Origin of the sequence: Streptomyces sp. NPDC079141 (genome assembly GCF_040686775.1) — a bacterium.
Taxonomy (GTDB): Bacteria; Actinomycetota; Actinomycetes; order Streptomycetales; family Streptomycetaceae; genus Streptomyces.
The window spans coordinates 634,015-660,006 of record NZ_JBFBLP010000002.1; the positions used below are offsets into that span (position 1 = coordinate 634,015).

26 protein-coding genes and 1 pseudogene are annotated in these 25,992 nt (G+C 70.9%); 12 read left to right on the forward strand and 15 right to left on the reverse strand.

Translation table 11 applies throughout. From position 1 onward, the window contains the following. Window positions 1-42: 42 nt before the first annotated feature. The 3 genes from AB0Q90_RS07960 to AB0Q90_RS07970 form a co-directional block, all read right to left on the reverse strand. Window positions 43-705 (reverse strand): family 16 glycoside hydrolase, encoded by a 663-nt coding sequence (locus AB0Q90_RS07960; RefSeq protein WP_363158154.1) that lies wholly within the window; start codon window positions 703-705, stop codon window positions 43-45. Continuing rightward, a complete protein-coding gene (wecB, locus tag AB0Q90_RS07965; protein WP_363158155.1) occupies window positions 702-1,865 on the reverse strand; it encodes a UDP-N-acetylglucosamine 2-epimerase (non-hydrolyzing) in 1,164 nt (387 codons plus the stop codon). The genes AB0Q90_RS07960 and wecB overlap by 4 nt, the downstream gene beginning before the upstream one ends. An 81-nt stretch (window positions 1,866-1,946) precedes the next feature. Beyond that, a complete protein-coding gene (locus AB0Q90_RS07970; protein ID WP_363158156.1) occupies window positions 1,947-3,191 on the reverse strand; it encodes a glycosyltransferase in 1,245 nt (414 codons plus the stop codon). Between the two features lie 460 nt (window positions 3,192-3,651). On the opposite strand from AB0Q90_RS07970, the gene AB0Q90_RS07975 reads away from it, so the two are divergent. Both AB0Q90_RS07975 and AB0Q90_RS07980 read left to right on the forward strand, forming a co-directional pair. Continuing rightward, window positions 3,652-5,505, forward strand: coding sequence for a DUF2334 domain-containing protein (locus AB0Q90_RS07975; protein WP_363158157.1), 1,854 nt, complete (start codon window positions 3,652-3,654; stop codon window positions 5,503-5,505). Between the two features lie 7 nt (window positions 5,506-5,512). Beyond that, a complete protein-coding gene (locus tag AB0Q90_RS07980; RefSeq protein ID WP_363158158.1) occupies window positions 5,513-6,523 on the forward strand; it encodes a hypothetical protein in 1,011 nt (336 codons plus the stop codon). Here the strand turns inward: AB0Q90_RS07980 and AB0Q90_RS07985 are convergent. Together AB0Q90_RS07985 and AB0Q90_RS07990 are read right to left on the reverse strand one after the other, a co-directional pair. After that, window positions 6,520-7,425, reverse strand: coding sequence for a chitosanase (locus tag AB0Q90_RS07985; protein WP_363158159.1), 906 nt, complete (start codon window positions 7,423-7,425; stop codon window positions 6,520-6,522). The genes AB0Q90_RS07980 and AB0Q90_RS07985 overlap by 4 nt on opposite strands. Continuing rightward, entirely contained in the window at window positions 7,422-7,826 is a 405-nt protein-coding gene (locus tag AB0Q90_RS07990) for a hypothetical protein (protein ID WP_363158160.1), read from the reverse strand. Before AB0Q90_RS07990 ends, AB0Q90_RS07985 begins: the two co-directional genes overlap by 4 nt. 144 nt (window positions 7,827-7,970) lie before the next feature. On the opposite strand from AB0Q90_RS07990, the gene AB0Q90_RS07995 reads away from it, so the two are divergent. Beyond that, a complete protein-coding gene (locus AB0Q90_RS07995; RefSeq protein WP_363158161.1) occupies window positions 7,971-8,699 on the forward strand; it encodes a VWA domain-containing protein in 729 nt (242 codons plus the stop codon). Here AB0Q90_RS07995 and AB0Q90_RS08000 read toward each other — a convergent pair. Beyond that, window positions 8,680-9,534, reverse strand: a complete 855-nt coding sequence (locus AB0Q90_RS08000) for an aldo/keto reductase (protein ID WP_363158162.1) — start codon at window positions 9,532-9,534, stop codon at window positions 8,680-8,682. The two genes, AB0Q90_RS07995 and AB0Q90_RS08000, sit on opposite strands and share 20 nt — an antisense overlap. A gap of 59 nt (window positions 9,535-9,593) precedes the next feature. Here AB0Q90_RS08000 and AB0Q90_RS08005 point away from each other — a divergent pair, with 59 nt between their 5' ends. Together AB0Q90_RS08005 and AB0Q90_RS08010 are read left to right on the forward strand one after the other, a co-directional pair. After that, on the forward strand, window positions 9,594-9,935 hold the full coding sequence (locus AB0Q90_RS08005) for a MerR family transcriptional regulator (protein WP_363158163.1): 342 nt from the start codon (window positions 9,594-9,596) through the stop codon (window positions 9,933-9,935). Between the two features lie 51 nt (window positions 9,936-9,986). Continuing rightward, complete coding sequence (locus tag AB0Q90_RS08010) at window positions 9,987-11,615, forward strand: cytochrome bc complex cytochrome b subunit (RefSeq protein WP_363158164.1); 1,629 nt, start codon at window positions 9,987-9,989, stop codon at window positions 11,613-11,615. On the opposite strand, the gene AB0Q90_RS08015 is transcribed toward AB0Q90_RS08010, so the two are convergent. Together AB0Q90_RS08015 and AB0Q90_RS08020 are read right to left on the reverse strand one after the other, a co-directional pair. Further along, the gene (locus AB0Q90_RS08015; RefSeq protein ID WP_363158165.1) at window positions 11,590-12,537 is read right to left on the reverse strand and encodes an acyl-CoA dehydrogenase family protein; all 948 of its coding nucleotides are present in this window, start codon (window positions 12,535-12,537) and stop codon (window positions 11,590-11,592) included. The two genes, AB0Q90_RS08010 and AB0Q90_RS08015, sit on opposite strands and share 26 nt — an antisense overlap. Then, window positions 12,537-13,676 carry an acyl-CoA dehydrogenase family protein gene (locus AB0Q90_RS08020; protein ID WP_363158166.1) on the reverse strand — a complete coding sequence of 380 codons (1,140 nt, stop codon included), beginning with the start codon at window positions 13,674-13,676 and terminating at the stop codon, window positions 12,537-12,539. The genes AB0Q90_RS08015 and AB0Q90_RS08020 overlap by 1 nt, the downstream gene beginning before the upstream one ends. A gap of 49 nt (window positions 13,677-13,725) precedes the next feature. Between AB0Q90_RS08020 and AB0Q90_RS08025 the strand changes: the two genes are divergently transcribed. The 3 genes from AB0Q90_RS08025 to AB0Q90_RS08035 are packed head-to-tail and all read left to right on the forward strand — an operon-like array spanning window position 13,726 to window position 16,323. Continuing rightward, window positions 13,726-14,511 (forward strand): SDR family oxidoreductase, encoded by a 786-nt coding sequence (locus AB0Q90_RS08025; RefSeq protein WP_363158167.1) that lies wholly within the window; start codon window positions 13,726-13,728, stop codon window positions 14,509-14,511. A 13-nt stretch (window positions 14,512-14,524) separates the two neighbouring features. Then, window positions 14,525-15,136 carry a TetR/AcrR family transcriptional regulator gene (locus AB0Q90_RS08030; protein ID WP_363158168.1) on the forward strand — a complete coding sequence of 204 codons (612 nt, stop codon included), beginning with the start codon at window positions 14,525-14,527 and terminating at the stop codon, window positions 15,134-15,136. Between the two features lie 17 nt (window positions 15,137-15,153). Beyond that, a complete protein-coding gene (locus tag AB0Q90_RS08035; protein ID WP_363158169.1) occupies window positions 15,154-16,323 on the forward strand; it encodes an acetyl-CoA C-acetyltransferase in 1,170 nt (389 codons plus the stop codon). Here AB0Q90_RS08035 and AB0Q90_RS08040 read toward each other — a convergent pair. From AB0Q90_RS08040 to AB0Q90_RS08060, 5 genes are read right to left on the reverse strand one after another with little or no spacing between them, the layout of a single operon-like run. Beyond that, complete coding sequence (locus AB0Q90_RS08040) at window positions 16,309-16,950, reverse strand: SIMPL domain-containing protein (RefSeq protein WP_363158170.1); 642 nt, start codon at window positions 16,948-16,950, stop codon at window positions 16,309-16,311. The genes AB0Q90_RS08035 and AB0Q90_RS08040 overlap by 15 nt on opposite strands. Next, entirely contained in the window at window positions 16,947-18,011 is a 1,065-nt protein-coding gene (locus tag AB0Q90_RS08045; RefSeq protein WP_363158171.1) for a nitronate monooxygenase, read from the reverse strand. The genes AB0Q90_RS08040 and AB0Q90_RS08045 overlap by 4 nt, the downstream gene beginning before the upstream one ends. After that, a complete protein-coding gene (locus tag AB0Q90_RS08050) occupies window positions 18,011-18,727 on the reverse strand; it encodes a CoA-transferase (protein ID WP_363158172.1) in 717 nt (238 codons plus the stop codon). Before AB0Q90_RS08050 ends, AB0Q90_RS08045 begins: the two co-directional genes overlap by 1 nt. After that, on the reverse strand, window positions 18,724-19,530 hold the full coding sequence (locus tag AB0Q90_RS08055; protein WP_363158173.1) for a CoA-transferase: 807 nt from the start codon (window positions 19,528-19,530) through the stop codon (window positions 18,724-18,726). The genes AB0Q90_RS08050 and AB0Q90_RS08055 overlap by 4 nt, the downstream gene beginning before the upstream one ends. Beyond that, window positions 19,527-20,273 (reverse strand): enoyl-CoA hydratase family protein, encoded by a 747-nt coding sequence (locus AB0Q90_RS08060; protein WP_363158174.1) that lies wholly within the window; start codon window positions 20,271-20,273, stop codon window positions 19,527-19,529. The genes AB0Q90_RS08055 and AB0Q90_RS08060 overlap by 4 nt, the downstream gene beginning before the upstream one ends. A gap of 53 nt (window positions 20,274-20,326) precedes the next feature. On the opposite strand from AB0Q90_RS08060, the gene AB0Q90_RS08065 reads away from it, so the two are divergent. The 3 genes and pseudogenes from AB0Q90_RS08065 to AB0Q90_RS08075 all read left to right on the forward strand — a co-directional run bounded on the left by AB0Q90_RS08065 (window position 20,327) and on the right by AB0Q90_RS08075 (window position 22,235). Further along, entirely contained in the window at window positions 20,327-21,067 is a 741-nt protein-coding gene (locus AB0Q90_RS08065) for an SDR family oxidoreductase (protein ID WP_363158175.1), read from the forward strand. 16 nt (window positions 21,068-21,083) lie between these two features. Then, window positions 21,084-21,176: pseudogene (locus AB0Q90_RS08070) on the forward strand (short-chain dehydrogenase); the annotation flags it as partial. A 153-nt stretch (window positions 21,177-21,329) separates the two neighbouring features. Next, window positions 21,330-22,235 (forward strand): SDR family oxidoreductase, encoded by a 906-nt coding sequence (locus AB0Q90_RS08075; protein WP_363158176.1) that lies wholly within the window; start codon window positions 21,330-21,332, stop codon window positions 22,233-22,235. Window positions 22,236-22,298: 63 nt separating this feature from the next. Here AB0Q90_RS08075 and AB0Q90_RS08080 read toward each other — a convergent pair whose 3' ends face one another. After that, on the reverse strand, window positions 22,299-23,177 hold the full coding sequence (locus AB0Q90_RS08080) for a hypothetical protein (protein WP_363158177.1): 879 nt from the start codon (window positions 23,175-23,177) through the stop codon (window positions 22,299-22,301). Between the two features lie 162 nt (window positions 23,178-23,339). Here AB0Q90_RS08080 and AB0Q90_RS08085 point away from each other — a divergent pair, with 162 nt between their 5' ends. Further along, a complete protein-coding gene (locus AB0Q90_RS08085) occupies window positions 23,340-24,137 on the forward strand; it encodes a serine protease (protein ID WP_363158178.1) in 798 nt (265 codons plus the stop codon). A 44-nt stretch (window positions 24,138-24,181) separates the two neighbouring features. On the opposite strand, the gene AB0Q90_RS08090 is transcribed toward AB0Q90_RS08085, so the two are convergent. Then, entirely contained in the window at window positions 24,182-25,930 is a 1,749-nt protein-coding gene (locus AB0Q90_RS08090; protein WP_363158179.1) for a beta-galactosidase family protein, read from the reverse strand. Window positions 25,931-25,992 lie beyond the last annotated feature (62 nt).

The window sequence follows — 25,992 nt, forward strand, 5'->3', positions numbered from 1 at the left end:
CCTGCCCAGTCCCCGACCGGACAAGGGCAGGCGCCGCCGCATTTACTCTGCCTTCAGCCCCGCGAACTCCACCGTCGCGTCCTCCGTGTACGCCCCCACCTGGCCCGTCGGGTAAGGGCGTTCGGTGTCGGTGAAAGTGATCAGCTTCTTGCCGTCCACCTCGACCACGAGTTCCGCCCCCCGCTGTTCCACCCGCACGGTGTGCCAGTCGCCCACCTCGTACTTCTCGTGGCCGGTGGCCAGGAAGCGCTGGCCGCCCGGGTAGGCCGGGTCGCGCTTGCCGAGTTCCCAGCCGTTGGGCTTCAGGGTGACGTAGTAGAAGTGCTCCGGGTCGGTGTAGGCCCACACCAGCCAGGGCACCTCCCATGGGTTGGGGTCGGGCTCGCGCAGTTGCTCGACGGTCCGCATCCGGGCCTCGAAGCGCACGTCGGTGTACGCGGCCGTACTCACCACCAGACCCGCGTGCGTGGTTCCCGGGTCCTCCGCGGGCATCGGCGACAGGGTGAGCGAGTCGTCGTCGCCCGAGTTGGTGCCGTGGCCGTTGAACACCGACACCCAGCGGCCGTGAGTGGAACCGTCGGCCCAGGGTGTCGGCGGCGGTCCGGCCTCGTCCGACCCGCACTGGCTCAATGTGATGCTCAGCAGTCCGGCGAGCGCCACCGCCGCCACGAGCACGGTGAGGACGCCACGCCGGGAGCGAGTCATGCCGTCGAGTATGGCCCCAACACGGTGGCCCCGACAGGAACATCCGCGGCGAAGTCCTCGGCCAGCTGGGCCAGTACCCGGCCCGCGGCCCGGCCGTCGCCGAACGGGTTGCCCGCGCCCGCCATCCGCCGGTACCGCTCCGCGTCGTCGAGGAGTTCCTCGGCGGCCTCCACGATGGCCTCCGGATCCGTGCCGACCAGCCGGGCCGCCCCCGCCTCCACCGCCTCCGGGCGTTCGGTGGTCGTCCGCAGCACCAGCGCAGGCTTGCTCAGACTCGGGGCCTCCTCCTGGATGCCGCCGGAGTCGGTGAGGACCAGGTCGCACTCGGCGAGGGTGGCCGCGAAGTCCAGGTAACCGAGCGGCTCCACCAGCACGATGCCCTGGTGGCCGTCGAGTTCGGGCAACAGCACCTCCCGTACGGCGGGGCTCTTGTGCAGCGGCAGCACGATCTCCACGTCACCGCGCCCGGCGAGCCGGCGCAGCGCCCGTCCCATGCCGCGCATCCGTTCGCCCTGGTTCTCCCGGCGGTGCAGGGTGACCAGGATCCGTTTGGCGGCGGTGCGGAAGGCGGAGGTGCCGGCGCCCTCGGCCAGCACCCACAGCAGGTTGTCGATCACCGTGTTGCCGGTGACGAAGACCTGCTCCTGGGGCACGCCCTCGTCGGTCAGATGACGGGCGGCGCGCGGGGTCGGGGCGAAGTGCCAGCGGGCCATCCGGCCGATGAGGCTGCGGTTGAGCTCCTCCGGGAAGGGGTTGTCCATGACGCCGGTGCGCAGTCCTGCCTCGACATGGGCGACCGGGATCTTCTCGTAGAAGGCGGCCAGGGCACCGGCCAGCGCGGTGGTGGTGTCCCCCTGCACCACCACCAGGTCCGGCCGCTGCAACCGCATCACCTCGCCCAGCTCGCCGACCAGCCGGGCGGTCAGGTCGGACAGCTGCTGGCGGCTGCGCATCACGTCCAGCGCGATCCGGGTGTCGACGCCGAGCAGTCCGAGCATCTGGTGGAGCATCTCGCGGTGCTGGCCGGTGGTGACGACGACCGGTTCGAACTGGCTGTCGGCGGCCATCGCACGGGCCACCGGGGCCAGTTTGATCGCTTCCGGCCGGGTGCCGAGCACCAGCATGGCGCGTACGGGCACGGCTGACGGAGCTGTGGACATGGAAAGCCCCCCTTGGGCGTGCGCGGTCAACACAAGCCGCGCGCAGGGTGAGAGATGAGAGTGGCGAGGTGGGAGGAGAAGTCAGGTGCGCGCGGTCTTCAGCCAGGTCCGCTTGCCGGTGAGCATCCGCCAGAAGCCCCACCAGCCGGCGAAGAACCAGATGTAGCCGTAGAAGACGAAGACATGGGCGAGCAGCACCGAGCGCACCAGCCCGAGATCCCGTTCCCGCTTGGCGTACACGAAGCCGTACGCGTAGGCGGCGGTGAACGAGAGCAGATACGGGCCGAGCAGCCACATGGGCGACACGAGGGCCTGGCCGTCCTGGACGGAGGCCACGGTGGTGGCGCCCAGGGCGACGAGGAAGGACAGCGGCAGCAGCGAGGTGAGCAGGATCAGCACCGGGCTGGACAGGTGGTAGAGAAGGTCCAGCGCCGGACGGGTCGGTACGTCCCGCAGGATGAGCGGGACGAGACCGGCCGACTGCAGATGCCCCTGGAACCAGCGGGACCGCTGGCGGATGAGCCGGCGCAGACTGAGCACGGCCTGCTGGGAGACAGAGGCGGTGGTGCAGTGCTGGTTGGTCCAGCCCTTGGCGATCAGCCGCACCCCGAGGTCGAGGTCCTCGGTGAGGCTGTCGCTCCAGGGGCCGTCCCCGTCGAGCGTGTCGAGGGCGGACAGCCGCATGAACTGTCCGTTGCCGCCCATGCCCACGCTGCCGATGAAGCGGCGGGCACTCTGGAAGACATCGCCGTAGACGACGAACTCCATGTCCTGCATCCGGGCGAGCAGGCCCTGGCCCCGGTTGTACATACGGACGCAGACCTGAACGGCGCCCGTACGGGGATCGTCGAAGTAGGGGTCCACCGACTGCACGACATGCGGGTCGAGCCGGCCGTCGGCGTCCACCACACAGACGATCACGTCGGCGGGGTCGCGGCCGGCGAGCAGACCGGACGCGCGCAGGTGGCGCACTCCGTCATTGAGCGCTGCTCCTTTGCCCCGGCGTGCGTTCGGCGGCGTGCGCCGGTGCACCCGGACCCGGTCGGGGTCCGCCGCCAGGGCGATCTCGGAGGTGCGGTCGTCGGATCCGTCGTCGATGACCAGCGCCATGAAATTCCCGGCGGGCAGAGCGGTGATACGCGCCAGGGATTCCGAAAGCACTTTCTCCTCGTTGAGGCATGCGAGAAGAAATATATAGAAGCGTTCTCTACGCTCCGTGCGGGTACGGCGAATTCTGCGCCGGGAGAGGAGAAACAGACTCGTGTTGTAACAGCCGGCCAGCACGATCAGGGCGGCGCTTGCCCAGAGAAGCAGGTCAGTGATCATGGCTGCTCCCGGCGCTGACCTGCGCTTTCCGTGCTTGTCTGCGCAGTCTTGTCCGGGCCAGGAGTATCAGACAGGCGATCAGGCAGTAGAGCAGGAATCCGGCCCCGGCCGTTGCCTGTAACGCTTTGGCCAATGGTAGACCCGGTATCGCTTCCGGTGCGGTCATGGCCCCGGCGAGGGGCAGCAGTGCCCCCAGAGCGGGTCGTCCGTACATTGTCCCCCCATATTTCACAGCGCGTCCCCATCGCGCGAAGGTGAACGTAGCAGACCGTCGGGCCGCGCAAGAAGGGTATTCGGAAAAAGGGACGAGGTGATCAACGAAGGGGGACCATCGGCCCCACAGGAATTCACCCTTCGGACCATTGACACCCCTCTTGATCGCCAAGAACAATCGGTGGCTTCTTGTCGGAAAACGCCTTTGCCGAAACACGGCGAGGTGGGGGGAATGATCGTGAGAACAGTGATCCGACCGCGGAGACGTAGATTCTCCAGGCTTTCCGTACTCCTGTTACTCGTTGCCGCGCTGCTCAGCGGCACCTTCCTGGCCGCCGGCGCCCAGGCCGCCGGGGAACCCGACCGGCACCGGGGCCACTCCACCGGCACCAGGTCCGGACTCAACCACGTCGACCTCAAGGCCTGGGCGAAGGCCCAGCTCAAGGCCGACAAGGCACGCCACGACCGGGCACGCGACCGGACGGCCGCGGCCGTCACCCCGGCGAGCACGACAGCGACCACGCTCGCCTCCGCCGTGAGCCGCCAGGCGGAGCTGCTCGCCCCGGCCGACGTCGGCCCCGCGGCCGACCCGACCACCCTCGTCCTGTACGACACGGCCGGCCCCTACGGGCACCTCGGCGAGCTGTACGCGATGGCCGCCGCCAACCTCGCCGGACACTTCGGCACGGTGACGGCGAAGCCCGTCTCGCAGTACACCGCGGGTCTGGTCGAGCAGCACACGGCCACGATCTACATCGGGTCGACGTACTACTGCTGCGACGTCCCGGACGCGATCCCGGCCGCGTTCTACCAGGACGCCATGACCACCACCAAGCCCGTGACCTGGATGGGCGCCAACATCTGGAACATGGCCAACGCCGTCGGACCGACCCAGTTCGCCGCGAAGTACGGCTGGGACCCGACGACGTCGTACTACGAGGACGGCGGCTCGATCGGCACCGTCACACAGGTGACGTACAAGGGCCAGAACCTCACCCGGAAGATCCCGGCCGGGCAGGACGGCGGCGTACTGCGTCCCAACGTCCTGACAGGGGCCGGATATCCGCCGGTCACCCGGGTCGCGGAGGGGCTGGACAGCTCCAACGGGCACACCTTCGGGTGGGCGGTCCGTTCGTCCAACCTCACCTACGTCGGTGAGATCCCCTTCGCCTACGTCTCGGAGAGCGACCGGGTCATCGTTTTCGAGGACCTGCTCTTCGACGCGCTCGCGCCGGGCACGGCCGAACGGCACCGGGCGGTCGTCCGGCTTGAGGACATCAGCCCCAACGCCGAACCCGCCGAGCTGCGGGCCATCGCGGACTACCTGTACGCGCAGAAGATCCCCTACGGCATCAACGTGATCCCGGTCTACACGGACCCGAACGGCGCCTACAACAACGGCGTCCCGGAGACGATCCGGCTCTCGCAGCGGCCGCAGCTGGTCAACACGCTGAAGTACATGCTGGCCAGGGGCGCCGTACTGATGAACCACGGCTACACGCACCAGTACGGCAATGTGGCCAACCCGTACAACGGCGTCAGCGGCGACGACTTCGAGTTCTACCGGGCGCACGTGGACGCGAACAACAGCGTGATCTACGACGGCCCGGTCGCCGAGGACTCCACCGCCTGGGCCCAGGGACGGGTCGACAGCGGTCTGGCCGAGTTCGCGGCGGCGGGACTGCCGAGGCCGCAGCTGTGGACCACTCCGCACTACGCGGGTTCGGCCACCGATTACCGGGTCTTCAGTTCGAATTTCTCGGCCCGACTCGAACGGTCGCTTTATTTCGCCGGAACTCTCAGCGGAGTCTCGTCGGATCCGAACCGCTTCATCGGACAGTTCTTCCCGTATGTGGTGCGTGATGTGTACGGGACGAAGGTGATTCCCGAGAACATCGGGAATTATGAGCCGGAGGAATTCAACAATCATCCGCCACGGCTGCCGGCCGATCTGATCGCCTCGGCCAAGGCCAACCTCGCGGTACGGGACGGCTTCGCCAGCTTCTTCTACCACCCGTACTTCCCGGTCCAGCCGCTGCGCGAGACGGTCGAGGGCATCAAGGCCCTGGGCTACACCTTCGTCAGCCCCGCGAGCCTGTGAGGAGGAAGTGAGGGGGAGGACCGCCGCCGTCCTGGCGGCGGTCCTCCTCGCCGTCGGCGGCTGCACCCCGGAGGAGAGGGAGGAGAAGGACCCCGCGATGCGCGGCATCACCCTGCCCTCGTGGTACCGCACCGACTACGACAGCCCCGCCGCCGACCGCTATCTGCGGGACATCCGGGCCACCGGCGCGCGCTGGGTCACCTTCACCCCGACCTGGTACCAGAAACGCATCGGCGACTCGGTCATGCGGCCCACCGAGGAGACCGCGAGCGACGCCGGGCTGCGGCGGATCGTGGACCGGGCCCACGCCGCGGGCCTGAAGGTGATGATCAAACCGCATGTCGACCTGCCCGGCGACGGCGACCGCGCCGACATCCGCCCGCGCGACCGCACCACCTGGTTCACCGCCTACCGGGGCTTCATCACCCACTACGCCGACCTCGCCGCGCGGACCGGCGCCGAGCAGTTCGCCGTGGGCACCGAACTCGCCGGCGTCTCCCGGCACACCGCCGCCTGGGCCGAGGTCGTCGAGGCGGTCCGCGACCACTACGACGGCCCGCTCACCTACGCCGCCAACTACGACGAGTACCGGCGCATCGGCTTCTGGCACCGGCTCGACCTCATCGGCATCGACGCCTACTGGCCGCTGTCCGACCGCCCCACCCGGGACACCGAGGCGCTGCGCCGCGCCTGGCGGCCGATCAGCGAGGAGCTCGCCGCCTTCGCCCGCCGCACGGACCGGCCGGTCCTGTTCACCGAGGCCGGCTATGTCAGCCAGCGCGGGACGACGACGGCGCCGTACTCCTGGACCGTCAGCTCCCGGCCCGCGGAGGACGAACAGGCCGCCGCCTACCGGGCGTTGCTGGACACCTTCACGGGCCGGGACTGGTGGGCCGGGGTCTGCTGGTGGATGTGGGACGACTGGCCGGACAGCGGGGAGACGCCGGCCCGTCTGGCGTACACCCCGCACGGCAAGCCCGCGGAGGACGTGCTGCGCGAGAAGTGGGGGGCCTCTTAAGGCACCCGGTAGGGCTCCCCGTACATCTGCCACGTCAGCGGAGTGCTCAGCTCCTGGTTGCCGTCGTACAGCCAGGGTCGCTGGGCGGTGTCGATGCGGCTGGTGTCGGTGCTCGGCTTCTTGGCCTTCATGGCCTTCTTGCGGAGGTCGAGAAAGATGTCGAGGTACGCCTTCTCCGAGCCGCCCCGGGAGGGCAGCTTCGCCTCGTGCAGGGCGCGTTCGCGCAGTCCGTAGAAGCCGTTCGCGCTCGGGTCGGGGCCGTGGAAGACCATCGCGTCGTAGTAGACGAACTGGCCCAGCGTGCCCAGGCCGTCGAGCTTGGCGAGGCGGACCGCGGGGTTGAAGTAGACGCGGTCGCGCTCGGCGTCCTGGGCCTCGCGGAACGCCGGCTTCTTCGCCTCCGCCTGCCAGGCGGCGGTGAAGCCGGGGTCCAGACCCTTGTGGGAGTCGGTGCCGTCGACCTTGCGCAGGGCGGGCAGATAACGGGCCAGGCCGTTGTCCGGGTGGGCCTTCGTGTACCGCTCGACCAGGGTGAGCAGATCGTGGGTGCCGGTGCAGAAGCCGATGGCGCCGGCCGTGTAGCCGCAGCCGTCGCCGTTGTCCTCGACGCTGCCATAGCCCAGGCGCCAGTTGAGGCTGGAGAACTCGGCCGTGGCCGTGATCTTGAGGGCCAGTTCCTTCTTGTCGGGGTCGGCCAGGCCCGGCGGCAGGCTCGCGATCGTCTTCTCGTCCTCCGCCCGCTCCGTCTCGGCCCGCTCCTTGGCCTCCTCGCGGGCCAGCTGGGCGGCCGACACGGGCGGCTTGGCCGGGCTCTCCGCGGAGTCGGTGGGCATCAGGAAGTAGGCCGCCGCCGTGATCGCGACCGGCACGGCCGCGAACATCAGTACACCGGTGCGTCTCACTGGACCCCTCCACTTGTCAGCTCGCCGACCCGCGCGACCGTTGCCGGCACCAGCAGCGCCAGTACGGCCACGCAGGCGGCGGCCTGGATCAGGCCGCGCCGCGGCCTCCGGGGAGCGTACGCGAACGCCGGCGCCACCGCCCCGCCGGTCAGCAGTCCGCCGAGGCGGCCCTGCCAGGCTCGTCCCGGCGAGGGCAGCGCGGGGTCGGCCAGGAACAGTTCGAGGACCGAGCTGCCGAGCCCCGCCAGCAGATACAGAGGTGTCCCCATCCCGCAGTGGAAGCCGACGGCCGCCTCCCGCATGGAGTCCGGGCAGGTGACCCGCTCGCAACGGGTGCAGCGGACGTAGGACTCCACCTCGGCATGGCGGTAGCAGGTGGTGACGGCGTGCTCGGATTCCAAGCCGGCTCCTCGGGCATGGGACGGACGGTGAGCCGGTGGGGACGGCGGCGAACAAAATAGCGAACACCTGTGGATGCCGGGAGAGGTGGGTCCAGGGTGCCGTAATCTCGGCATTCAGTCCGGGGAGCCGAGGGGGAAGAACGTATGGCCGCCATCAGTCTGAGCAAGGTGGAGGAGACCGCGCCCGCGCTGGTCAGCCTGTACAAGAGCGCGGGAGTTTCGCTGACCAAGCACGGGCTGGACGGGCTGCGGGCCGCGGTCTATCTCGTGGTCGACTACTCCGGTTCGATGAAGCCGTACTACAAGGACGGCAGTGTGCAGGCCCTCGCGGACCGGGTGCTCGGGCTCTCCGCGCACCTCGACGACGACGGCCGGGTGCCGGTGGTGTTCTTCTCCACCGACGTCGACGCCGAGACCGACATCGCCCTCGCCGACCACCAGGGGCGGATCGAGCGGATCGTGGCCGGGCTCGGGCACATGGGCAAGACCAGCTACCACCTCGCCATGGACGCCGTCATCGACCACTACCTCGACAGCGGCTCCCGCGAACCCGCCCTCGTCGTCTTCCAGACCGACGGCGGGCCGATCAACAAGCTCGCCGCGGAGCGGTATCTGTGCAAGGCGGCGCGGCTGCCGCTGTTCTGGCAGTTCATCGGCTTCGGCGACGCGTCGAGCAGGCAGTTCGACTATCTGCGCAAGCTCGACGAACTGTCCGTGCCGGACAAGCGGGTCGTCGACAACGCCGGGTTCTTCCACGCCGGTTCGGATCCGCGGAAGGTGTCCGACGCCGAGCTGTACGACCGTCTCGTCGGCGAGTTCCCGAAGTGGCTGGTGGCGGCGCGGGCGCAGGGGATCATCCCGCCACGCGCTTGAACTGCTCCTCGGTCAGCGCGAGTTCGAGCGCCGCGGTGTTCTCCGCCAGATGGGCGGGGGAGGAGGTGCCCGGGATCGGGAGCACGTTCGGGGCGCGGTGCAGCAGCCAGGCCAGCGCCGTCCGGGACGGTGTGGCGCCCAGTTCCGCGGCGACCTGCGCCAGCGGGCCGTGCTCGCCGCCGCTGACCGGGAAGTAGGGCACGAAGGCGATCCCGCGGTTCGCGGTGTGGTCGATCACCGGGTCGTGGCCGCGCTCGGCCAGGTTGTAGAGGTTCTGCACGCTCGCGATCGGCGCGATCTCCTCGGCCGCGGTGAGTTCGGCGATCGTCACCTCGGAGAGACCGATGTGCCGGATCTTGCCCTCCTGTTGGAGCTGCTTCAACGCGCCGATCTGGTCGGCGAGCGGGTACTCGGGGTCGATGCGGTGGAGGTGGAAGAGGTCGATGCGGTCGGTGCGCAGCCGGCGCAGGCTCAGCTCGGCCTGCTGGCGCAGATAGGCCGGGTGGCCGTGCGTGATCCATTCCGTCGGGCTCGGGCGCAGGACGCCCGCCTTGGTGGCGATCACGACGTCGTCGCGGTGCGGGCCGAGCGCCTCGGCCAGCAACTCCTCGTTCGCGCCCAGGGCGTAGGCGTCGGCGGTGTCGAAGAGGTTCACCCCGAGCTCGACCGCCCGGCGCAGCAGTGCGATCGACTCGGCGCGGTCGGTGGGCGCCGTCCAGATGGGGGCCGTCATGCCGGAGCGCTCGTGCGGGGCGTTCGCCAGACGCATCGCGCCGTAGCCGATCCGTCGTACTGCGAGGTCGCCGCCGAGCCGGAATACCGTGGAGTTCGTCATGGCTGTGACGCTATGAGCTCACATGGATGTGAGCTTCAAGCCGATGTGAGGGGGATCACTTGAAGATCGGGCAGCTGTCCCGGGACACGGGGGTCAGCATCCGGCTGCTGCGCTACTACGAGGAGCAGGGCCTCCTCGATGCCGAGCGCACCCCGGGCGGTCAGCGCGTGTACGACGACGCGGCGCCCCTGACCGTCCGCCGCATTCGCGCGCTGCTGGAGGCGGGCCTGCCCACGCGGGTGATCCGGGAGGTACTGGACTGCGTGTGCGGCAGCGAGGCCGAGGTGGAGCCGTGCCTGACGCCGATGCTGCTGGAGCAACTCCAGGGCATCGAGGAGCGGATCGCCCATCTGGAAGGGTCACGCCAGTCGCTCGCACGGCTGTTGGCACCGTTGGCTTGAGCGGAACGTCGTGCCACCCTGAGGTTGATCCGACGGGGAGGGCGACGACATATGAACGGCGCACGATCGGGCCAACGGAGCGACCGGCCCAGGGGCGAGAAGATCGCCGACTGGGCGGACGGCCGGCTCGGGCTCTACGCAATGGCCAAGGCCAATATGCGCAAGGTGTTTCCCGACCACTGGTCGTTCATGCTGGGCGAGGTCTGCCTCTACAGCTTCATCGTGCTGATCCTCACCGGCACCTACCTCACCCTGTTCTTCGACCCGAGCACCAACGAGGTCGTCTACAACGGCACTTACGAGCCGCTCAACGGCGTCCTGATGACCAGGGCCTACGAGTCCACACTGGACATCAGCTTCGATGTGCGCGGTGGGCTGCTGATCCGGCAGATGCACCACTGGGCGGCGCTGGTGTTCGTCACCGGCATGCTCGTGCACATGATGCGGATCTTCTTCACCGGAGCCTTCCGCAAGCCGCGCGAGATCAACTGGGTTTTCGGCTGGACCCTGTTGATGCTCGGCATCATCACCGGGCTGACCGGCTACTCGCTCCCGGACGACCTGCTGTCCGGCACCGGTCTGCGCTTCGCCCACGGTGCGATCCTGTCGATCCCGATCGTGGGGACGTACATCGCGTTCTTCCTCTTCGGCGGGGAGTTCCCCGGGGACGACTTCATCGCGCGGCTGTACCCGGTCCACATCCTGCTGCTGCCCGGGATCATGCTCGGCCTGGTGGTCGCCCATCTGATCCTGGTCTTCTACCACAAGCACACGCAGTACCCCGGCCCGGGACGGGACCAGAAGACGGTCGTCGGAATGCCGCTCCTGCCGGTGTACATGGCCAAGGCGGGCGGCTTCTTCTTCCTCGTCTTCGGCGTGCTGGCGATCATGGGCGGGCTCGCGCAGATCAACCCCGTCTGGGCGTTCGGGCCCTACCGGCCGGACCTGGTCACCACCGGCGCCCAGCCGGACTGGTACCTGGGCTTCTCCGAGGGCCTGATCCGGGTGATGCCGGGATGGGAGATCACCTTCTGGGGGCACACCCTGGAACCGGGCGTCTTCATCCCCTTCTCGCTCTTCCCGCTGATCCTGATGGCGCTCGGGGCGTATCCGTTCGTCGAGGCATGGATCACCGGCGACAAACGCGAGCACCACATCCTCGACCGGCCGCGCAACGTGCCCGTGCGCACCGGCCTCGGCGTGGCCTGGCTCAGCCTGTACGTGGTGCTGCTGATCGGCGGTGGCAACGACATCGTGGCCACGCATCTGCATCTGTCCATCAACGCGATCACCTGGTTCGTGCGGATCTCCGTCTTCGTGGTCCCGGTCCTCGCGTTCGTGATCACGAAGCGGATCTGTCTGGGCCTTCAGCGCCGGGACCGGGACAAGGTGCTGCACGGCAGGGAGTCGGGCACCATCAAGCGGCTGCCGCACGGTGAGTACGTCGAGATACACGAACCCCTCTCGCAGGAGCAGCTGCACACCCTCACCCAGCACGAGCAGAACCCGCCGTACGAGGTCGGCCCGCTCGTCGACGCCAACGGGGTGCGCCGCCGGGTGACGTCGTCGCAGCGGGTGCGGGCGCGGCTGGCGCGGGCGATGTTCGGGCCCGAGACGCGGATCGAGAAGCCGACGGTGGAGGAGTACCGGGAGCTCACCAGCGGCGATCACCACCACTGAGGACGGCGGCCCGGCAGTCGTCCGGGGTGCCCCAGGCGGTGCGCAGGACGCGGGCTCTGGTCAGCCAGAGCGACAGGTCGCACTCCGCCGTGTAGCCGATCGCGCCGTGCAGTTGGAGGGCCGTGCGGGCGGTTGTGTACGCCGCCTCGCAGGCCGTGACCTTGGCGGCGGCGAGGTCGGCGGCCGCCATGGTCAGCGCGGCGCCGAGGACCAGGGGGCGGGCGAACTCCAGGGCGATCCGGGCGTCGGCGAGCCGGTGCTTGACGGCCTGGAACGAGCCTATGGGGACACCGAACTGGGTGCGCCGGCGGACGTGGGTGACGGTCCGGTCCAGGAGGGCGAGGCCGACGCCCAGGGCCTGGGCGGCGGTGGTGAGGCGGGCGAGGGCGAGGGCGGGGCCGACGGGCGGTTCCCGGGTGAGGAGTTCACCGCCCGGCTCCAGGACGGTGAGGCGGCGGGCGGGGTCGAGGGACGGGCGTACGGGGCCGTGTCCGGGGGCGAGACGCAGGCCGTCGCCGTCGAGGGCGAGGCGGATGCCGGCCGCGTCGCCGTCGAGGGCATACCTGCTGCCGTAAGCCACCGTTGCCATGGTCTCGCCCGAGGCGAGCTGTTTGACGAGCCCGGACTCGCGCAGCAGGACGGCGGCCGCGACGGTCTCGACGAGCGGGCCGGGCACGGCATGCCGCCCCAACTCCACGAAGGCGAGCGCGAGTTCGACGGGACGCAGGCCGACCCCGCCGCACGCCTCCGGTACGGCGAGGGCGAACACCCCCGCATCCGCGATACGGGCCCACAGCGCGCGCCCGCTCCTGTGGTCGCCGCGGCTCCAGTCCCGGACGACGGACGGCGTGCCGGCGGCCGTGAGCATGGCGTCGAGCGAGTCGGTGAACGCCCGCTGCTCGGGGTCGAGGAGGAAGCGCATCAGCGGCGTCCCTTCGGAAGCCCCAGCAGGCGTTCGGCGATGATGTCCCGCTGGATCTCGTTCGTACCGGCGTAGATGGGCCCCGCCAGGGCGAACACATACCGCTCGGCCCAGTCCGTGTCCGCCGACTCGCCCTCCTCCCCGAGGAGATCGAGCGCCGTCTCGTGCAGCGCGATGTCGTACTCGGACCAGAAGACCTTGTTCAGGCTGGACTCCGCGCCGATCGGCCCGCCCTCAAGGAAGCGGGAGGCGGCCGCGTAGGCGAAGAGCTGATAGGCGCGGGCGCCGATCAGCGCGTCGGCGACGCGGGCCTGCGCCGTCGCGGGGCTCCCTTGGGCCCGCCACAGGCCGAGCAGGCGGTCCGCCGCGGCCAGGAAGCGGCCGGGGGAGCGGAGCATGAGCCCCCGTTCGTTCCCGGCCGCCGACATCGCGATCCGCCAGCCCTGGCCGGGCTCGCCGATCACGTCCTCGTCCGGCACGAACACCTCGTCCAGGAAGAGCTCGGCGAAGGCCGGTTTCCCGTCCAGCCGGCGGATCGGGCGGACCGTGACGCCGGGCGCGCGCAGGTCGAACATCAGATACGTCAGGCCCTGGTGCGGCTTCGCGGCGTCCGGGTCGCTGCGGAACAGGCCGAACGCGCGGTCGGCGAAGGCCGCCCGGGACGACCAGGTCTTCTGGCCGCTCAGCAGCCAACCGCCCGGCGTGCGCACCGCCTTCGAGCGCAGGGCCGCCAGGTCCGAGCCCGCCTCCGGCTCCGACCAGGCCTGCGCCCACACCACCTCGCCGGTGGCCATCGGCGGCAGCACCCGCGCCCGCTGCTCCTCGGTGCCGAAGTCGAACAGCGTCGGCGCCAGCAGGCTGATGCCGTTCTGCCCCACCCGGCCCGGCGCGCCCGCCGCGTAGTACTCCTCCTCGAACAGCAGCCACTCGACGAGCGTGGCGTCCCGGCCGCCGTACGCCGCCGGCCAGTTCACCACCGACCAGCGGTCCGCGGCCAGTTCGGCCTCCCACGCGCGATGCGCCGCGAAGCCCTCCTCGGTCTCAAGGGACGGCAGCGGAACGGACGGCACGCGCGCGTGCAGCCAGGCGCGGGCCTCGGCGCGGAACGCCGCCTCCGCCGGTGTGAAGGTGAGATCCATCGGCCGCCGCTCCTTCCCTAACAAGTGTTTGGTAGGTTAGCGTGCCCCTATGACAGGCGTCGAGAGCCCGGCCTACGAGCCCGGGCACGGGCTGCTGACCGGCCGCACCGCCGTCATCACGGCGGCCGCGGGCGCGGGCATCGGCGGGGCCACCGCACGCCGCTTCCTGGAAGAGGGAGCCCGCGTGCTGATCAGCGACGCCCATGAGCGCCGGCTCAAGGAGCACGAGGCGGAGCTGGCCCGCCGGTTCCCCGGAGCCGTGGCCGCGGCCGTCTGCGACGTCACCGACGAGGCCCAGGTGCGGGCGCTGTTCGAGACGGCCGTCCGGCTGCACGGCCGGCTCGACGTCGTCGTCAACAACGCCGGACTCGGCGGCACTTCACCCCTCGTCGACATGACCGACGCACAGTGGTCCCGCGTCCTGGACGTCACGCTGAACGGCACCTTCCGGTGCACCCGGGCCGCCCTGCGCGCCATGAAGGAGACCGGCGGCGGGGTCATCGTCAACAACGCCTCCGTCGTCGGCTGGCGCGCCCAGGCCGGGCAGGCGCACTACGCCGCCGCCAAGGCCGGCGTGATGGCGCTGACCCGGTGCGCGGCGGTCGAGGCCGCCGAGTACGGCGTACGCGTCAACGCGGTGGCGCCGAGCCTCGCCATGCACCCGCACCTCGTGAAGGTGACCTCGGCACGGCTCCTGGAGGAACTGACCGCACAGGAGGCCTTCGGGCGGTACGCCGAGCCCTGGGAGGTGGCCAACGTGATCGTGTTCCTGGCCTCCGGCTACTCCTCGTACCTGACCGGAGAGGTCGTCTCCGTCAGCAGCCAGCACCCCTAGGACAATGGACCGCGTGCCGACCAAGAAGAAGCCCCAGGTGACGGCGGCGCCCGCCCGCCGCCGCGAACTCCTCGACACCGCCGCCGAGGTCTTCGCCGAACAGGGCTACAACGCCACCACCGTCCGCAAGATCGCGGACCACGCGGGCATGCTCGCGGGCAGCCTCTACTACCACTTCGACTCCAAGGAGTCGATGCTGGAGGAGATCCTGCGCACCTTCCTCGACGAGCTCTGGGACGGCTACGACTCCGTCCTGGGCGGCGAGCTGGGGCCGCGGGAGACCCTCGAAGCACTGGTCACCGAGTCGTTCCGGGAGATCGACCGGCACCGCGCCGCCGTCGCGATCTACCAGAAGGAGAGCAAGCAGCTGGTGGCGCAGGAGCGGTTCGCGTTCCTCGCCGAGTCCCAGCGCAGGTTCGAGAAGGCGTGGCTGTCCACGCTGGAGCGCGGCGTCGCGGCCCGGGTCTTCCGGGCCGACCTCGACGTCCGGCTCACCTACCGGTTCGTGCGGGACACGGTGTGGGTCGCCGCGTCCTGGTACCGGCCCGGCGGACACCACAGCCCGGAGGAGATCGCCCGGCAGTACCTGTCGATGGTGCTGGACGGGATCGCCGTACGTATGTGACTCACTGGGGAGTTGCCATGGCCGAGGCCTACATCGTCGAAGCGGTCCGTACGCCCGTGGGGCGGCGCGGGGGAGGGCTCGGCGGGGTGCACCCGGCCGACCTGGGCGCTCATGTGTTGCGCGCGCTGATGGAACGCTCGGACGTCGATCCGGCCGCCGTCGAGGACGTCGTGTTCGGCTGCCTGGACGCCGTGGGGCCGCAGGCCGGGGACATCGCCCGGACCTGCTGGCTGGCGGCCGGACTGCCCGAGGAGGTGCCGGGGGTGACCGTCGACCGGCAGTGCGGGTCCTCGCAGCAGGCCGTGCACTTCGCGGCGCAGGCCGTGCTGTCCGGCACGCAGGACCTGGTCGTGGCCGGCGGGGTGCAGAACATGTCGATGATCCCGATCGCCTTCGCCACCCGGCAGGCGGCCGAGCCGCTCGGGCTGACGGCCGGACCCTTCGCGGGCAGCGAGGGCTGGCGGGCGCGGTACGGGACCAAGCCGGTCAACCAGTTCGTCGGCGCCGAGATGATCGCCGCGAAGTGGGGGATCAGCAGGCGGGACCAGGAGGAGTTCGCGCTGCGCTCGCACGAGCGGGCGGTCCGGGCGATCGACGAGGGGCGCTTCGACCGGGAGGTCGTGCCTTACGGCCCCGTGGCCGTGGACGAGGGGCCCCGCCGGGACACCTCACTGGAGAAGATGGCGGGGCTGAAACCGGTCCTCGACGGCGGCACGATCACGGCGGCCTGCTCCTCGCAGGTCTCCGACGGCGCGGCGGCCATGCTGCTCGCCTCCGAGCGGGCGGTGCGCGAGCACGGGCTGACCCCACGCGCGCGCGTGCACCACCTCTCGGTCCGTGGCGAGGACCCGATCCGGATGCTCACCGCGCCCATCCCGGCCACCGCGCACGCCCTGAAGAAGACCGGCCTGACCATCGACGCCATCGACCTCGTCGAGATCAACGAGGCCTTCGCGCCGGTCGTCCTCGCCTGGCTGAAGGAGACCGGCGCGGACCCCGACCGGGTCAACGTCAACGGCGGCGCCATCGCCCTGGGGCATCCGCTGGGCGCCACCGGCGTACGCCTGATGACGACGCTGCTGCACGAACTGGAGCGCACGGGCGGGCGGTTCGGGCTGCAGACGATGTGCGAGGGCGGGGGTCAGGCCAACGTGACGATCATCGAGCGGCTGTCAGCGGCTGAGTGAGAAGCCGAGCACCACACCCGCGGCCACCTGCACCATGCCCGGCGCGAGATCACCGGCGGAGGCCCCGCCACCGCCGCCGTGCCCGCGGTACTGACGGAACTCGTACGACTCGGCGTCCACGTCCTGGATGTGGATCACGGCGCCGAGGTGCACGCCCGCCGCCTCCGCGTAGACCTCGGCCTTGCGGCGGGCGGCGGCCACCGCCCTGCGGCGCGCCTCGTCCCGCAGCGCGGGCTTGTCGTGCACGTCGAACTCCACGCTGTCGATGCTGCGCGCACCGGCCTCCACCACGTCCACCAAGAGCTGCTGAAGGTTGTCCAGCGTCTCGGTCTCGATGACGTACTGGGCCCGGCAGAGGTAGCCGACGAACTTCCGTGCGCCATTGTCATGGCCGTACTCCGAGCTGAGCCTCAGCCGGGAACCCGACACCGAGGCATCCGGTATGCCGTGCCGGCGCAGCACCTCGCGCAGCCGCATGACCGCCGCGCCCGCCTCGTGGAACGCCTGCTCGGGGGCGGCCTCCAGGACCTCCACGCCCAGCTTCACCCGGACCAGCTGGGGCTCGGCCCGCACACTGCCCGCACCGAACACACTGAGCCCCCAGGGCTCCTTGATCGTCTCCGTCATGCGGGCATTGAAGCACCGCCTGCCGACAACGCGCCCAGGGTTTGTGCGGCCTCGGCCATGATCCGGTCCACCAGTTCCCGGCACGACGGCAGGTCGTCGATCACCCCGGCGACCTGTCCCGAGGCCATCACCCCGAGGTCCGTGCGGCCGTCCACCATCGAGGCCTTGAGCAGCATCGGGGTGTTCGCGGCGAGCAGGACCTGGCTCCAGGTGAGGTCCTTGCCGTGTCTGAGGGCGCGGCCTTCGCGGAGCATCCGGGGCCAGCTCGTGCCGGACAGCTTCCGGAAGGCGGCGGCTCTTCGTACCGCCTGGAACAGGGCTTTCGTACGGCCGGAACGCTCCAGCGAATCGACCAGTTCCGTGCGGAGCATGCGGTGCGGGAGGCCGTCGACCGCCGTGGTGACCGTGACGTCCCGGACCGTCGCCGCCAGATAGCGGGCCTTCACCGCGTCCGGGACCGTGGAGTCCGAGGTGAGCAGGAACCGGGTGCCCATGGCGACACCGGCCGCCCCGTAGGCCAGCGCAGCGACCAGGCCCCGCCCGTCGAAGAAGCCGCCCGCCGCCACCACCGGGATCCGCACCGCGTCCACCACCTGCGGCAGCAGCACCGTCGTCGCCACCTCGCCGGTGTGGCCGCCGCCCTCGCCGCCCTGCACGATCACCGCGTCCGCGCCCCAGGCCGCGACCTTCTCGGCGTGCCGCCGCGCTCCCACGGTCGGGATCACCACGACGCCGGCCTCCTTGAGCTCGGCGATCAGCCCAGGGGAGGGCGCGAGGGCGAAGGAGGCCACCCGTACGCCCTCCTCGATGATCACCTGGATGCGGTCGGCGGCGTCCGACGCGTCCGCGCGGAGGTTGACCCCGAACGGCGCGTCCGTACGGGACTTGACCTCGCGGACCGCCTCGCGCAGCCGGTCCACGGTCATGGTGGCGGAGGCCAGGATGCCGAGGGCGCCCGCGTTCGCCGTCGCGGAGACCAGCCGCGGCCCCGCCACCCATCCCATCCCGGTCTGCACGATCGGATGCCGGACCCCGACCAGCCGGGTGAGCGCGGTCTCCATCAGTGATCGACCTCCCGCGCGCGGGCGTTCTCCGGGTCGATCACCTCGCGGATCAGCCGCAGTTCCTCGGGCGTGGGGTCGCGGGTGTACGGCACCTCGTCCGGGACCGTGAGCGTGAAGCCGGTCGCCTCCCGTACCTCCTCGACCGTGACGCCCGGATGCAGCGAGGCCAGCCGCATCGAGCGGTCCGGGGTCGCGAAGTCGAGGACGCCGAGGTCGGAGACGACACGCGGGATGCGGTGGTGGCGGGCGCCGTCGGCACGGTCGTAGCCCACTCCGCACACCATGTCGACCCGCTCGACGAACACCCGTCGCGAATGGCGCGGGATCCAGTAACTGGTCGGGTTGTTCAGGGTGTTGACCGGCGCGCCGCGCACACCGAGGAGCTGTCGCTTCGGTCTCTCCCAGTCGCCGATGCACGCGATGTTCTGGTTGCCGTAGCGGTCGATCTGGCTCGCGCCCATCATCACGTGCCGTCGGCCGCCGGTGACCAGGGTGAGGTGCCGGCGGTACGGCAGCCAGCCCTCGACGGTGCCGTCCGCGCGGACGATCATCGCCTCGCCGTCGGTCAGCAGCAGGTCCGGCGCGAAGGTGAGCCGGGCGAGACGGGCGCCGACGGAGGGGATCAGGCCCATGGGGCTGGCGAGGATCTCCCCGGCGCCCCGCCAGGCCTCGGCGCAGGCGACGACGCAGTGCTCGGCGCGGGTGGCGGTCATCGGTCCCCCTGTGCGCCGAGATGACGCTTCGCGAACTCGGGCCACGGCGTGGTCGCGTACTCCTTCTGGGCGGCCTCGTCGCGGCCGTAGTCAGGTGCGCAGGAGGTGAAGTGGGCACCGTTCGGGGCCTCGATCACGCCGGTGACCGTGTGGCGCTGGATCAGCAGGCTCTGCGGCGCCTCCTTCGTCAACTCAACGGTGTCCACTACCCGTTCGCACGAGACGTACGCCGCGTCCGCCGCCTCGCAGAACAGGTCGTCGAAGTACGGGTCGGGGCCCAGGTACTGGCCGTTGCCCCGCCGGTCGGCGCGGTTGACGTGTACCAGGGCCGCGTCCAGCCGCAGGGCGGGCATCGCGACGAACGTCTCGCCGTCGTCGTACGGCGAAGTCACCGTGCGCAGGCCCGGGTTGACCCGCATGACGTCCGAGCCGAGGCCGGCCCGCACCGGGAGGAACGGCAGCCGGTTGGCGGCGGCGCGCAGGCCCCACAGGAACATCGCCTCGTCGATCTCCGTCAGTTCGAGGGCGCCGCGCTCGCGGGCCGCCCGGTAGTGTGGTTCCAGCGGGATCGAGTCGAGGGTGACGAAGGGAGCGACCAGGCGGCGGATCCGTCCGGCGGCGGCCAGCATGCCGACGTCCGGGCCGCCGTACGAGACGACCGTGAGATCGGTGATCTCGGACCGGAGCACTGCTCTCACCAGCGCCATCGGCTTGCGGCGCGAGCCCCAGCCGCCGATGCCGAGCGTCATGCCGCTGTGCAGCCGGGACACCGCCTCGTCGGCGGTCATCGTCTTGTCGGTCACTGCCCGCCTCCTGCTCCGAAGGTGTCCCGGACCCGGTCGGCCACCCCGCTCACGCTCGCCTCGAAGGTGAAGCCCTGCTCGAAGCGGTAGCTGCGGCGCACGTCGACCGGATCGATGCCGTTGAGGGCCGCCTTGGCGAGGCGCAGCAGCTCCCCGTCCTTGGCCGCGATGTCCCTGGCCAACTCCAACGCCGCAGCCCGGAGTTGCTCTCGCGGCACCACCCGCCACACCGAACCGTGTGCGTGCAGCTCGGCCGCGGTGGCGGTGCGCGAGGTGAAGTACAGGGCACGCATGAGGTGTTGGGGGACCAGCCGGGCCAGATGCGTGGCGGCACCCAGCGCTCCCCGGTCCAGCTCGGGCAGCCCGAAGGTGGCGTCCTCGCTCGCGACGATCGCGTCCGCGTTGCCCACGAGCCCGATCCCACCGCCCAGGCAGTGCCCCTGCACCGCCGCGACGACGGGCACCTCGCACTCGTAGACCGCCGAAAAAGCGGCGAAGCAGCCCCGGTTGGCGCCGATCAGCGCGCTCTGCCCGCGCGCCTGGATCTCCTTGATGTCCACGCCGGCGTTGAACCCGCGCCCGGCGGCGGCCAGCACCACACAGCGCACCTCCGGGTCGCGGCCGGCCGCGTGCAGGGCGTCCGCGAGCGCGAACCAGCCGGCCACCGGCAGGGCGTTCACCGGCGGGAAGTCGACCGTGACGAGACGGATCCCCTTTTCCGGGGACGAGGTGGAGACACCCATGGGCGCATCAGCTACCTTCCACCTAACGTTTGTTAGGTGGAAGGTAGCAGCGGATGGAGCTGAACGGGAAGGTCGCCGTCGTCACCGGCGGCACCCGCGGCCTCGGCGCCGGCCTGGCCCGCGCCTTCGCCGAGGCGGGCGCCGAGGTCGTGGTCTGCGCCCGCAGACCGCCGGAAGTCCCGCTCAAGAACGCCGAGTTCAGGGCCGTGGACGTCCGGGACCCCGACGCCGTACGCCGCTTCCTTTCCGCCCTGCCCCGCCTCGACGTCCTCGTCAACAACGCGGGTGGCACCCCGTACCGCCTCCTGACCGAGGCGGACGCCGAGCGGCACGCGCGCGTGATCGACCTCAACCTCACCGCCCCGCTCACGGTCTCGCTCGCCGCGTACGAGCACCTCCGGCGGGCGCGGGGCAGCGTCGTCATGATCGGCAGCGTCAGCGGCGGCCGCCCGTCGCCTGGGTCGGCGGCCTACGGGGCGGCCAAGGCGGGCCTGGAGAGCCTCGCCCGCTCCATGGCCGTCGAATGGGCACCGGAGGTCCGCGTGAACACGCTGGTGGTCGGCCTGGCCCGCACCGACGCCGCCGGCCTGCACTACGGCGGCGAGGACGGCATCGCCGCCGTCTCCCGCACGGTCCCCCTGGGCCGCCTCGCCGAACCGTCCGACGTGGGCGCGGCAGCGGTCTTCCTCGCCTCGGACGCCGCCGCGTACATCAGCGGGGCGAGCCTGCTGGTGCACGGGGGCGGGGAGCGGCCTGCGTTTCTGGATGCCTCGACCGTGAACAGGGGGAGCTGAGATGGCCGAGGCCGTCGCCGCTCGCATCGGTGGGGTGAATCTGCTGGTGCACGGGGGCGGGGAGCGGCCTGCGTTTCTGGATGCCTCGACCGTGAACAGGGGGAGCTGAGATGACCGAGGCCGTCGCCGCTCGCATCGGTGGGGTGAGTCTGCTCGTGCACGGCGACGGGGGTGCACCCCGCCTTTCTGGACGCCCTCGACCGCCGGCAGGGGGAGAGCCCCGCCTTCCCGGAGGCCTCAACCACCCGCAAGGAGACGTGAGATGACCGGAATCTGCGACGGCCGGGTCGTGGTCGTCACCGGCGCGGGCCGTGGACTCGGCCGCGCCCACGCGCTCGCCTTCGCGGCCGAGGGGGCGAAGCTGGTCGTCAACGACCTCGGCACCGGCCTGGACGGCACTCCGGACCCCGACAGCCCGGCCGCACAGGTGGCCGAAGAGATCCGCGCCGCGGGCGGCCGGGCGGTCCCGCACAGCGGCGACATCGCCACGACGGACGGCGCCGCCTCCCTCGTCCGCACCGCCCTGGAGACCTACGGCCGCCTCGACACCCTCGTCAACAACGCCGGCTTCCTGCGCGACCGGATGCTGGTCAACCTCGACGAGGACGACTGGGACGCCGTCGTACGCGTCCACCTCAAAGGCCACTTCCTCCCCCTGAAGCACGCCGCGGCCCACTGGCGCGCGGAGACGAAGGCGGGCCGCACCCCGACCGCCCGCATCATCAACACCAGCAGCGGAGCAGGCCTGTTGGGCTCCCTCGGCCAGGTCAACTACAGCGCCGCGAAGGCCGGCATCATCGCCCTCACCCTCGTCGCCGCCGCCGAACTCGCCCGCTACGGCGTCCAGGTCAACGCCATCGCCCCGGCGGCCAGGACGCGGATGACAGAGCGCACGTTCGCCGACACGATGACGGCCCCCGACACCGGCTTCGACGCGATGGCCCCGGAGAACGTGTCCCCGCTGGTGGTCTGGCTGGGTTCGGCGGCGAGCGCAGGCGTGACGGGGAGGGTCTTCGAGGCGGAGGGCGGCCGCATCACGGTGATGGAGGGCTGGCGGCGGGGGCCGGGGGCGGAGAAGGGGGCGCGCTGGACTCCCGAGGAGGCGGGGAAGACAGCACGGAAACTGCTGGGGGAGGCGGAGGCACCGGGGCAGGTGTACGGGGGGTAGGGCCCCGCGCCCCAAAGGGGCGCGGGGAACTGCGCGAGCAGCCCCCACCGGCCCGCAGATGACCTACGTGTCACACTCCAGCACCGTCCGGCACAAAGCACACCGTGCCCGCACCCGCCCCCGCACCGGCACCCGTATCCGCTGATGACACGTAGGGCACGGAAACGACACCCGCAGCCCCCCGCCATCCGGCGTGAACGCATACGGCACCCCCACCGGCGCCCCACCCCCATGCCTCCGATCCCGCGCATACCGCCGCCGCCCCGCCCACCCCGCCGCAGTCAACGGCGGCTGCTGACCGTCCCTCCGCGCCTCCGCCATCCCCTTCACATACGCCGTGTACGCCTGCGGACTGGTGAACCACACCGAGGGATCCTCCCCGAACACCAGCGCCCGCTTGGCGAGCACATACCCGAACTCCTCCGGCGTCAGATACCCCAGCTTCTGCGACGACGCCCCGTCCTCCCGGAACGCGTCCAGCAGCAGCCACCCCGCCCCCAGATACGTCGTCGCCGTGTCCGTGAGGATCTCGTTGTCCCGCGTCCCCGCGAAGGACAGATCCAGCCGGTGCAGATACACATGCATGATCTCGTGCGCGAGCGCCGCCCCGATGTCCCGCCGATGCGTCCGGAACCGGTCGTTCAGCTCCACGAAGTACTCGGGCCCCGCCGCGAGTTCGATGTTCGCCGCATGGGTCATCTCACGGAAGCTCACGATGATCCGGGCGTCCGGCAGCCGGTAGTGCCGCACCAGCTCCCGTGCCACCCGCTGCGTGCCCAGATACAGGTCATCGGTGTCGCAGAAGGCCACATCGGCGGGCACCACACTGCTCGCGAACGTCTGGATCGTGTCGTACGACAGGCGCTTGTACAACGCGGTGATCGCCGCCCGCACCGTCTCCAGGTGTGGGTAGCCGTGCTCGACCGGTCCGCCGTTCGCCACGTCCGAACCCCCAAGACGCCTGAACCCGATTCCACTCTACGGGGATGTGAGGGGATTTTCCCCGGTCGGGTTCCACCAGGGGGACGTGAGATCCGTCCTTGTCATGGACCCTCCTTGATCCCCATACTGCGGGCCGCCCAACCCCCCACGAAAGGACATGCGTTGACCCATAACACGCCCAAGAGAAGCGGCGGCCTGACCCTGGTGAAGCGAGCCGCGGCCATCGGTGCCGTCGCCCTCGCCGTCGCCTCCCTCCAGCCGCTGAGCGCGAACGCCGCCGACACCCGTGTCGTCGGTGGAACGCCCGCGGCGCAGAACGAGTTCCCCTTCATGGTCCACCTCTCCATGGGCTGCGGCGGGGCGCTCTACAAGAAGGACATCGTCCTGACCGCCGCCCACTGCATGGACGGCTCCGGCAACAACAACCGCATCACCGTCACCGCGGGGGTCAACGACCTCAACTCCTCCGCGGCGATCAAGGTCCGGTCGACCAAGGTGAAGGTGGCCCCCGGCTACGACGGCACCGGCAAGGACTGGGCGCTGATCAAGCTGGCCAAGCCCATCGACAAGCCCACGCTGAAGATCGCCACGACCGACCGCTACAACCGCGGCATGTTCACGATCGCCGGCTGGGGCGACACCCGGGAGGGCGCCGGCACCGGCACCACCAAGCTCCAGAAGGCCACCGTGCCCTTCGTCGCCGACCGTGTCTGCAAGCGCCACTACGGCAACCGGCTGGTGCCGAACGAGGAGCTGTGCGCCGGCTGGACGCGCGGCGCCGTCGACACCTGCCAGGGCGACTCCGGTGGTCCCATGTTCCGCAAGGACGACGCGGGCAAGTGGATCCAGGTCGGCATCGTCAGCTGGGGCGACGGCTGCGCACGCGCGGGCGTGCCGGGTGTCTACACCCAGGTGAACACGTTCGCCGCCGACATAGCCCGGGCCGCCTCGGCCCTGTAGGGACGTGAGCCGCGGGCCTTCTCGGAGGCGGCCCGCGGCTCATCTCACACGGAGCGCAGCCTCGGCCCCCGCCCCGAAGTCCCCTCGAACTCCAGCACCCGCACCTCGTTCTCCCCCTCGCGCAGCACCGGCCCCGGCACGAACAGCTCCCGCTGCGGCCCGGCCGACCAGTACCGGCCGACATTGAAGCCGTTCACCCACACGAACCCCCGTGTCCAGCCCGGCAGTTCCAGCAGCGCGTCCCCGGCCCCCCGCACGGTCACCGTCCCGCGGTACAGCCCCGGCGCACCCACCCCGTCGAGCTCCCCGAACGGCACGTCCGTCACCTCGTCCAGCGCATCGAGCCGCAGCCCCCGCGCGCGTACGTCGTGCAGATACTGCCGCTCGTGCAGGATCCCCCCGGTGATCCCCTTGGCCTCCCCGGTGCGCGGCCCGTAGTTCACTCGCCCCAGCGACTCCACCCACAGCTCCACGCGCGCGTGCCCGGCGACGGGCTCCTTCAGCCGCTCCTCCTGCTCGGTGAGCACCCCGGCCCGCTCCCCGTCGACGTACACCACCGCGAGATCCCGCAGCCCGCGCGCGATCAGCGGATACGGCTGCCGCGGCCCCGGCACGGCCACCTCGTAGCGCACCACACCGCGGTCGACGTCCAGCTCCTCGAAGGTCGGCGGGACGGGCCCGGACACCTCCGTGCCGCCGCGCGCCTCCAGTACGGCTGCCAGGGGCGCCCACGCGGTCATGCCCGCCTCGGCCGGGGCGCCCAGCGGCGCGGGCGGGGCCGGGAGGTCCGGCAGGGGGCCGTCGGCGTACTCGGCGAGCACCTCGCGGAAGGCCCAGAACTTCTCCGTGGGCCGCCCGTACTCGTCGATCGGGGCGTCGTAGTCGTAGGACGTCACGTCGGGCTCCAGCGGGCCGTCGTGCAGGTCGCCGCCGCCCCGGTTGGCGCCCGCCCAGCCCGCGAAGCTGGTGCCGCCGTGCGCCATGTACAGGTTGACCGAGGCCCCGCACTCCAGGATCTCCCGCAGGGCCGCCGCCGCGTCCCCCGGATCCCGTACGACATGCTCCGCGCCCCAGTGGTCGAACCAGCCGCACCAGAACTCCATGCACATCAGCGGGCCGCCCGGTCGGTGCCGGCGCAGCGTCTCGAACGCCTCGTGCGCGTGGGAGCCGAAGTTCACCGTCGCCAGGACACCCGGCACCGAGCCGCCGGTGAGCATGTGGTCCTCCGGGCCGTCGGAGGTGAACAGCGGGACCGTGACGTCCTTCTCGCGCAGCAGCTCGGCCAGCTTGCGCAGATACTCGGCGTCCGAGCCGTAGCTGCCGTACTCGTTCTCCACCTGGACCATGATCACCGGGCCGCCGCGGTCGATCTGGCGGGGCACGATCTCGTGCATCAGGTGGTGGAACCAGTTCCGCACGTACCACAGCCAGCGCTCGTCGCGGGTACGCGCGCGTGTGCCGACCTCGCCGGTCAGCCAGTGCGGCAAGCCGCCGTTCTCCCACTCGGCGCAGATGTACGGACCCGGCCGCACGATCGCCCACAGCCCCGCCTCGCGGGCCGCGTCCAGGAAGCGTCCCAGGGCCTGCACGTCCCGGTGGTGGCCGGGCCGCGGCTCGTGCAGATTCCACGGCACGTACGTCTCCACACAGTTCAGGCCCATCGCCCGCAGCATCGAAAGCCGGTGCCCCCACTGCGCCTCGTGCACCCGGAAGTAGTGCAGCGCGCCGGACAGCAGCCGCACCGGCCGCCCGTCCAGCAGGAAATCCGTGTCCCCCACAGTGAACTCGCTCATGTGCCCACCCTCGCCTCTGGCGCAGGTCAGGGTCCATGGACAAAGATCGGCGCAACTTGGAC

Excerpts from the sequence above, each read along its gene's own strand:
- AB0Q90_RS08015 (WP_363158165.1), bottom strand. The coding sequence starts at position 12,537 with ATGCGCTTCCTCCTCGACCCCGAGCAGCGGGCGTTCACCGACTCGCTC.
- AB0Q90_RS08035 (WP_363158169.1), top strand. The coding sequence starts at position 15,154 with ATGGCCGAGGCCTACATCGTCGAAGCGGTCCGTACGCCCGTGGGGCGG.
- AB0Q90_RS08075 (WP_363158176.1), top strand. The coding sequence starts at position 21,330 with ATGACCGGAATCTGCGACGGCCGGGTCGTGGTCGTCACCGGCGCGGGC.
- AB0Q90_RS08060 (WP_363158174.1), bottom strand. The coding sequence starts at position 20,273 with ATGGGTGTCTCCACCTCGTCCCCGGAAAAGGGGATCCGTCTCGTCACG.
- wecB (WP_363158155.1), bottom strand. The coding sequence starts at position 1,865 with ATGTCCACAGCTCCGTCAGCCGTGCCCGTACGCGCCATGCTGGTGCTC.
- AB0Q90_RS08020 (WP_363158166.1), bottom strand. The coding sequence starts at position 13,676 with ATGGATCTCACCTTCACACCGGCGGAGGCGGCGTTCCGCGCCGAGGCC.
- AB0Q90_RS07970 (WP_363158156.1), bottom strand. The coding sequence starts at position 3,191 with ATGATCACTGACCTGCTTCTCTGGGCAAGCGCCGCCCTGATCGTGCTG.
- AB0Q90_RS07960 (WP_363158154.1), bottom strand. The coding sequence starts at position 705 with ATGACTCGCTCCCGGCGTGGCGTCCTCACCGTGCTCGTGGCGGCGGTG.
- AB0Q90_RS08045 (WP_363158171.1), bottom strand. The coding sequence starts at position 18,011 with ATGGAGACCGCGCTCACCCGGCTGGTCGGGGTCCGGCATCCGATCGTG.
- AB0Q90_RS08025 (WP_363158167.1), top strand. The coding sequence starts at position 13,726 with ATGACAGGCGTCGAGAGCCCGGCCTACGAGCCCGGGCACGGGCTGCTG.
- AB0Q90_RS08010 (WP_363158164.1), top strand. The coding sequence starts at position 9,987 with ATGAACGGCGCACGATCGGGCCAACGGAGCGACCGGCCCAGGGGCGAG.
- AB0Q90_RS07995 (WP_363158161.1), top strand. The coding sequence starts at position 7,971 with ATGGCCGCCATCAGTCTGAGCAAGGTGGAGGAGACCGCGCCCGCGCTG.
- AB0Q90_RS08050 (WP_363158172.1), bottom strand. The coding sequence starts at position 18,727 with ATGACCGCCACCCGCGCCGAGCACTGCGTCGTCGCCTGCGCCGAGGCC.
- AB0Q90_RS08065 (WP_363158175.1), top strand. The coding sequence starts at position 20,327 with ATGGAGCTGAACGGGAAGGTCGCCGTCGTCACCGGCGGCACCCGCGGC.
- AB0Q90_RS08000 (WP_363158162.1), bottom strand. The coding sequence starts at position 9,534 with ATGACGAACTCCACGGTATTCCGGCTCGGCGGCGACCTCGCAGTACGA.
- AB0Q90_RS08090 (WP_363158179.1), bottom strand. The coding sequence starts at position 25,930 with ATGAGCGAGTTCACTGTGGGGGACACGGATTTCCTGCTGGACGGGCGG.
- AB0Q90_RS08040 (WP_363158170.1), bottom strand. The coding sequence starts at position 16,950 with ATGACGGAGACGATCAAGGAGCCCTGGGGGCTCAGTGTGTTCGGTGCG.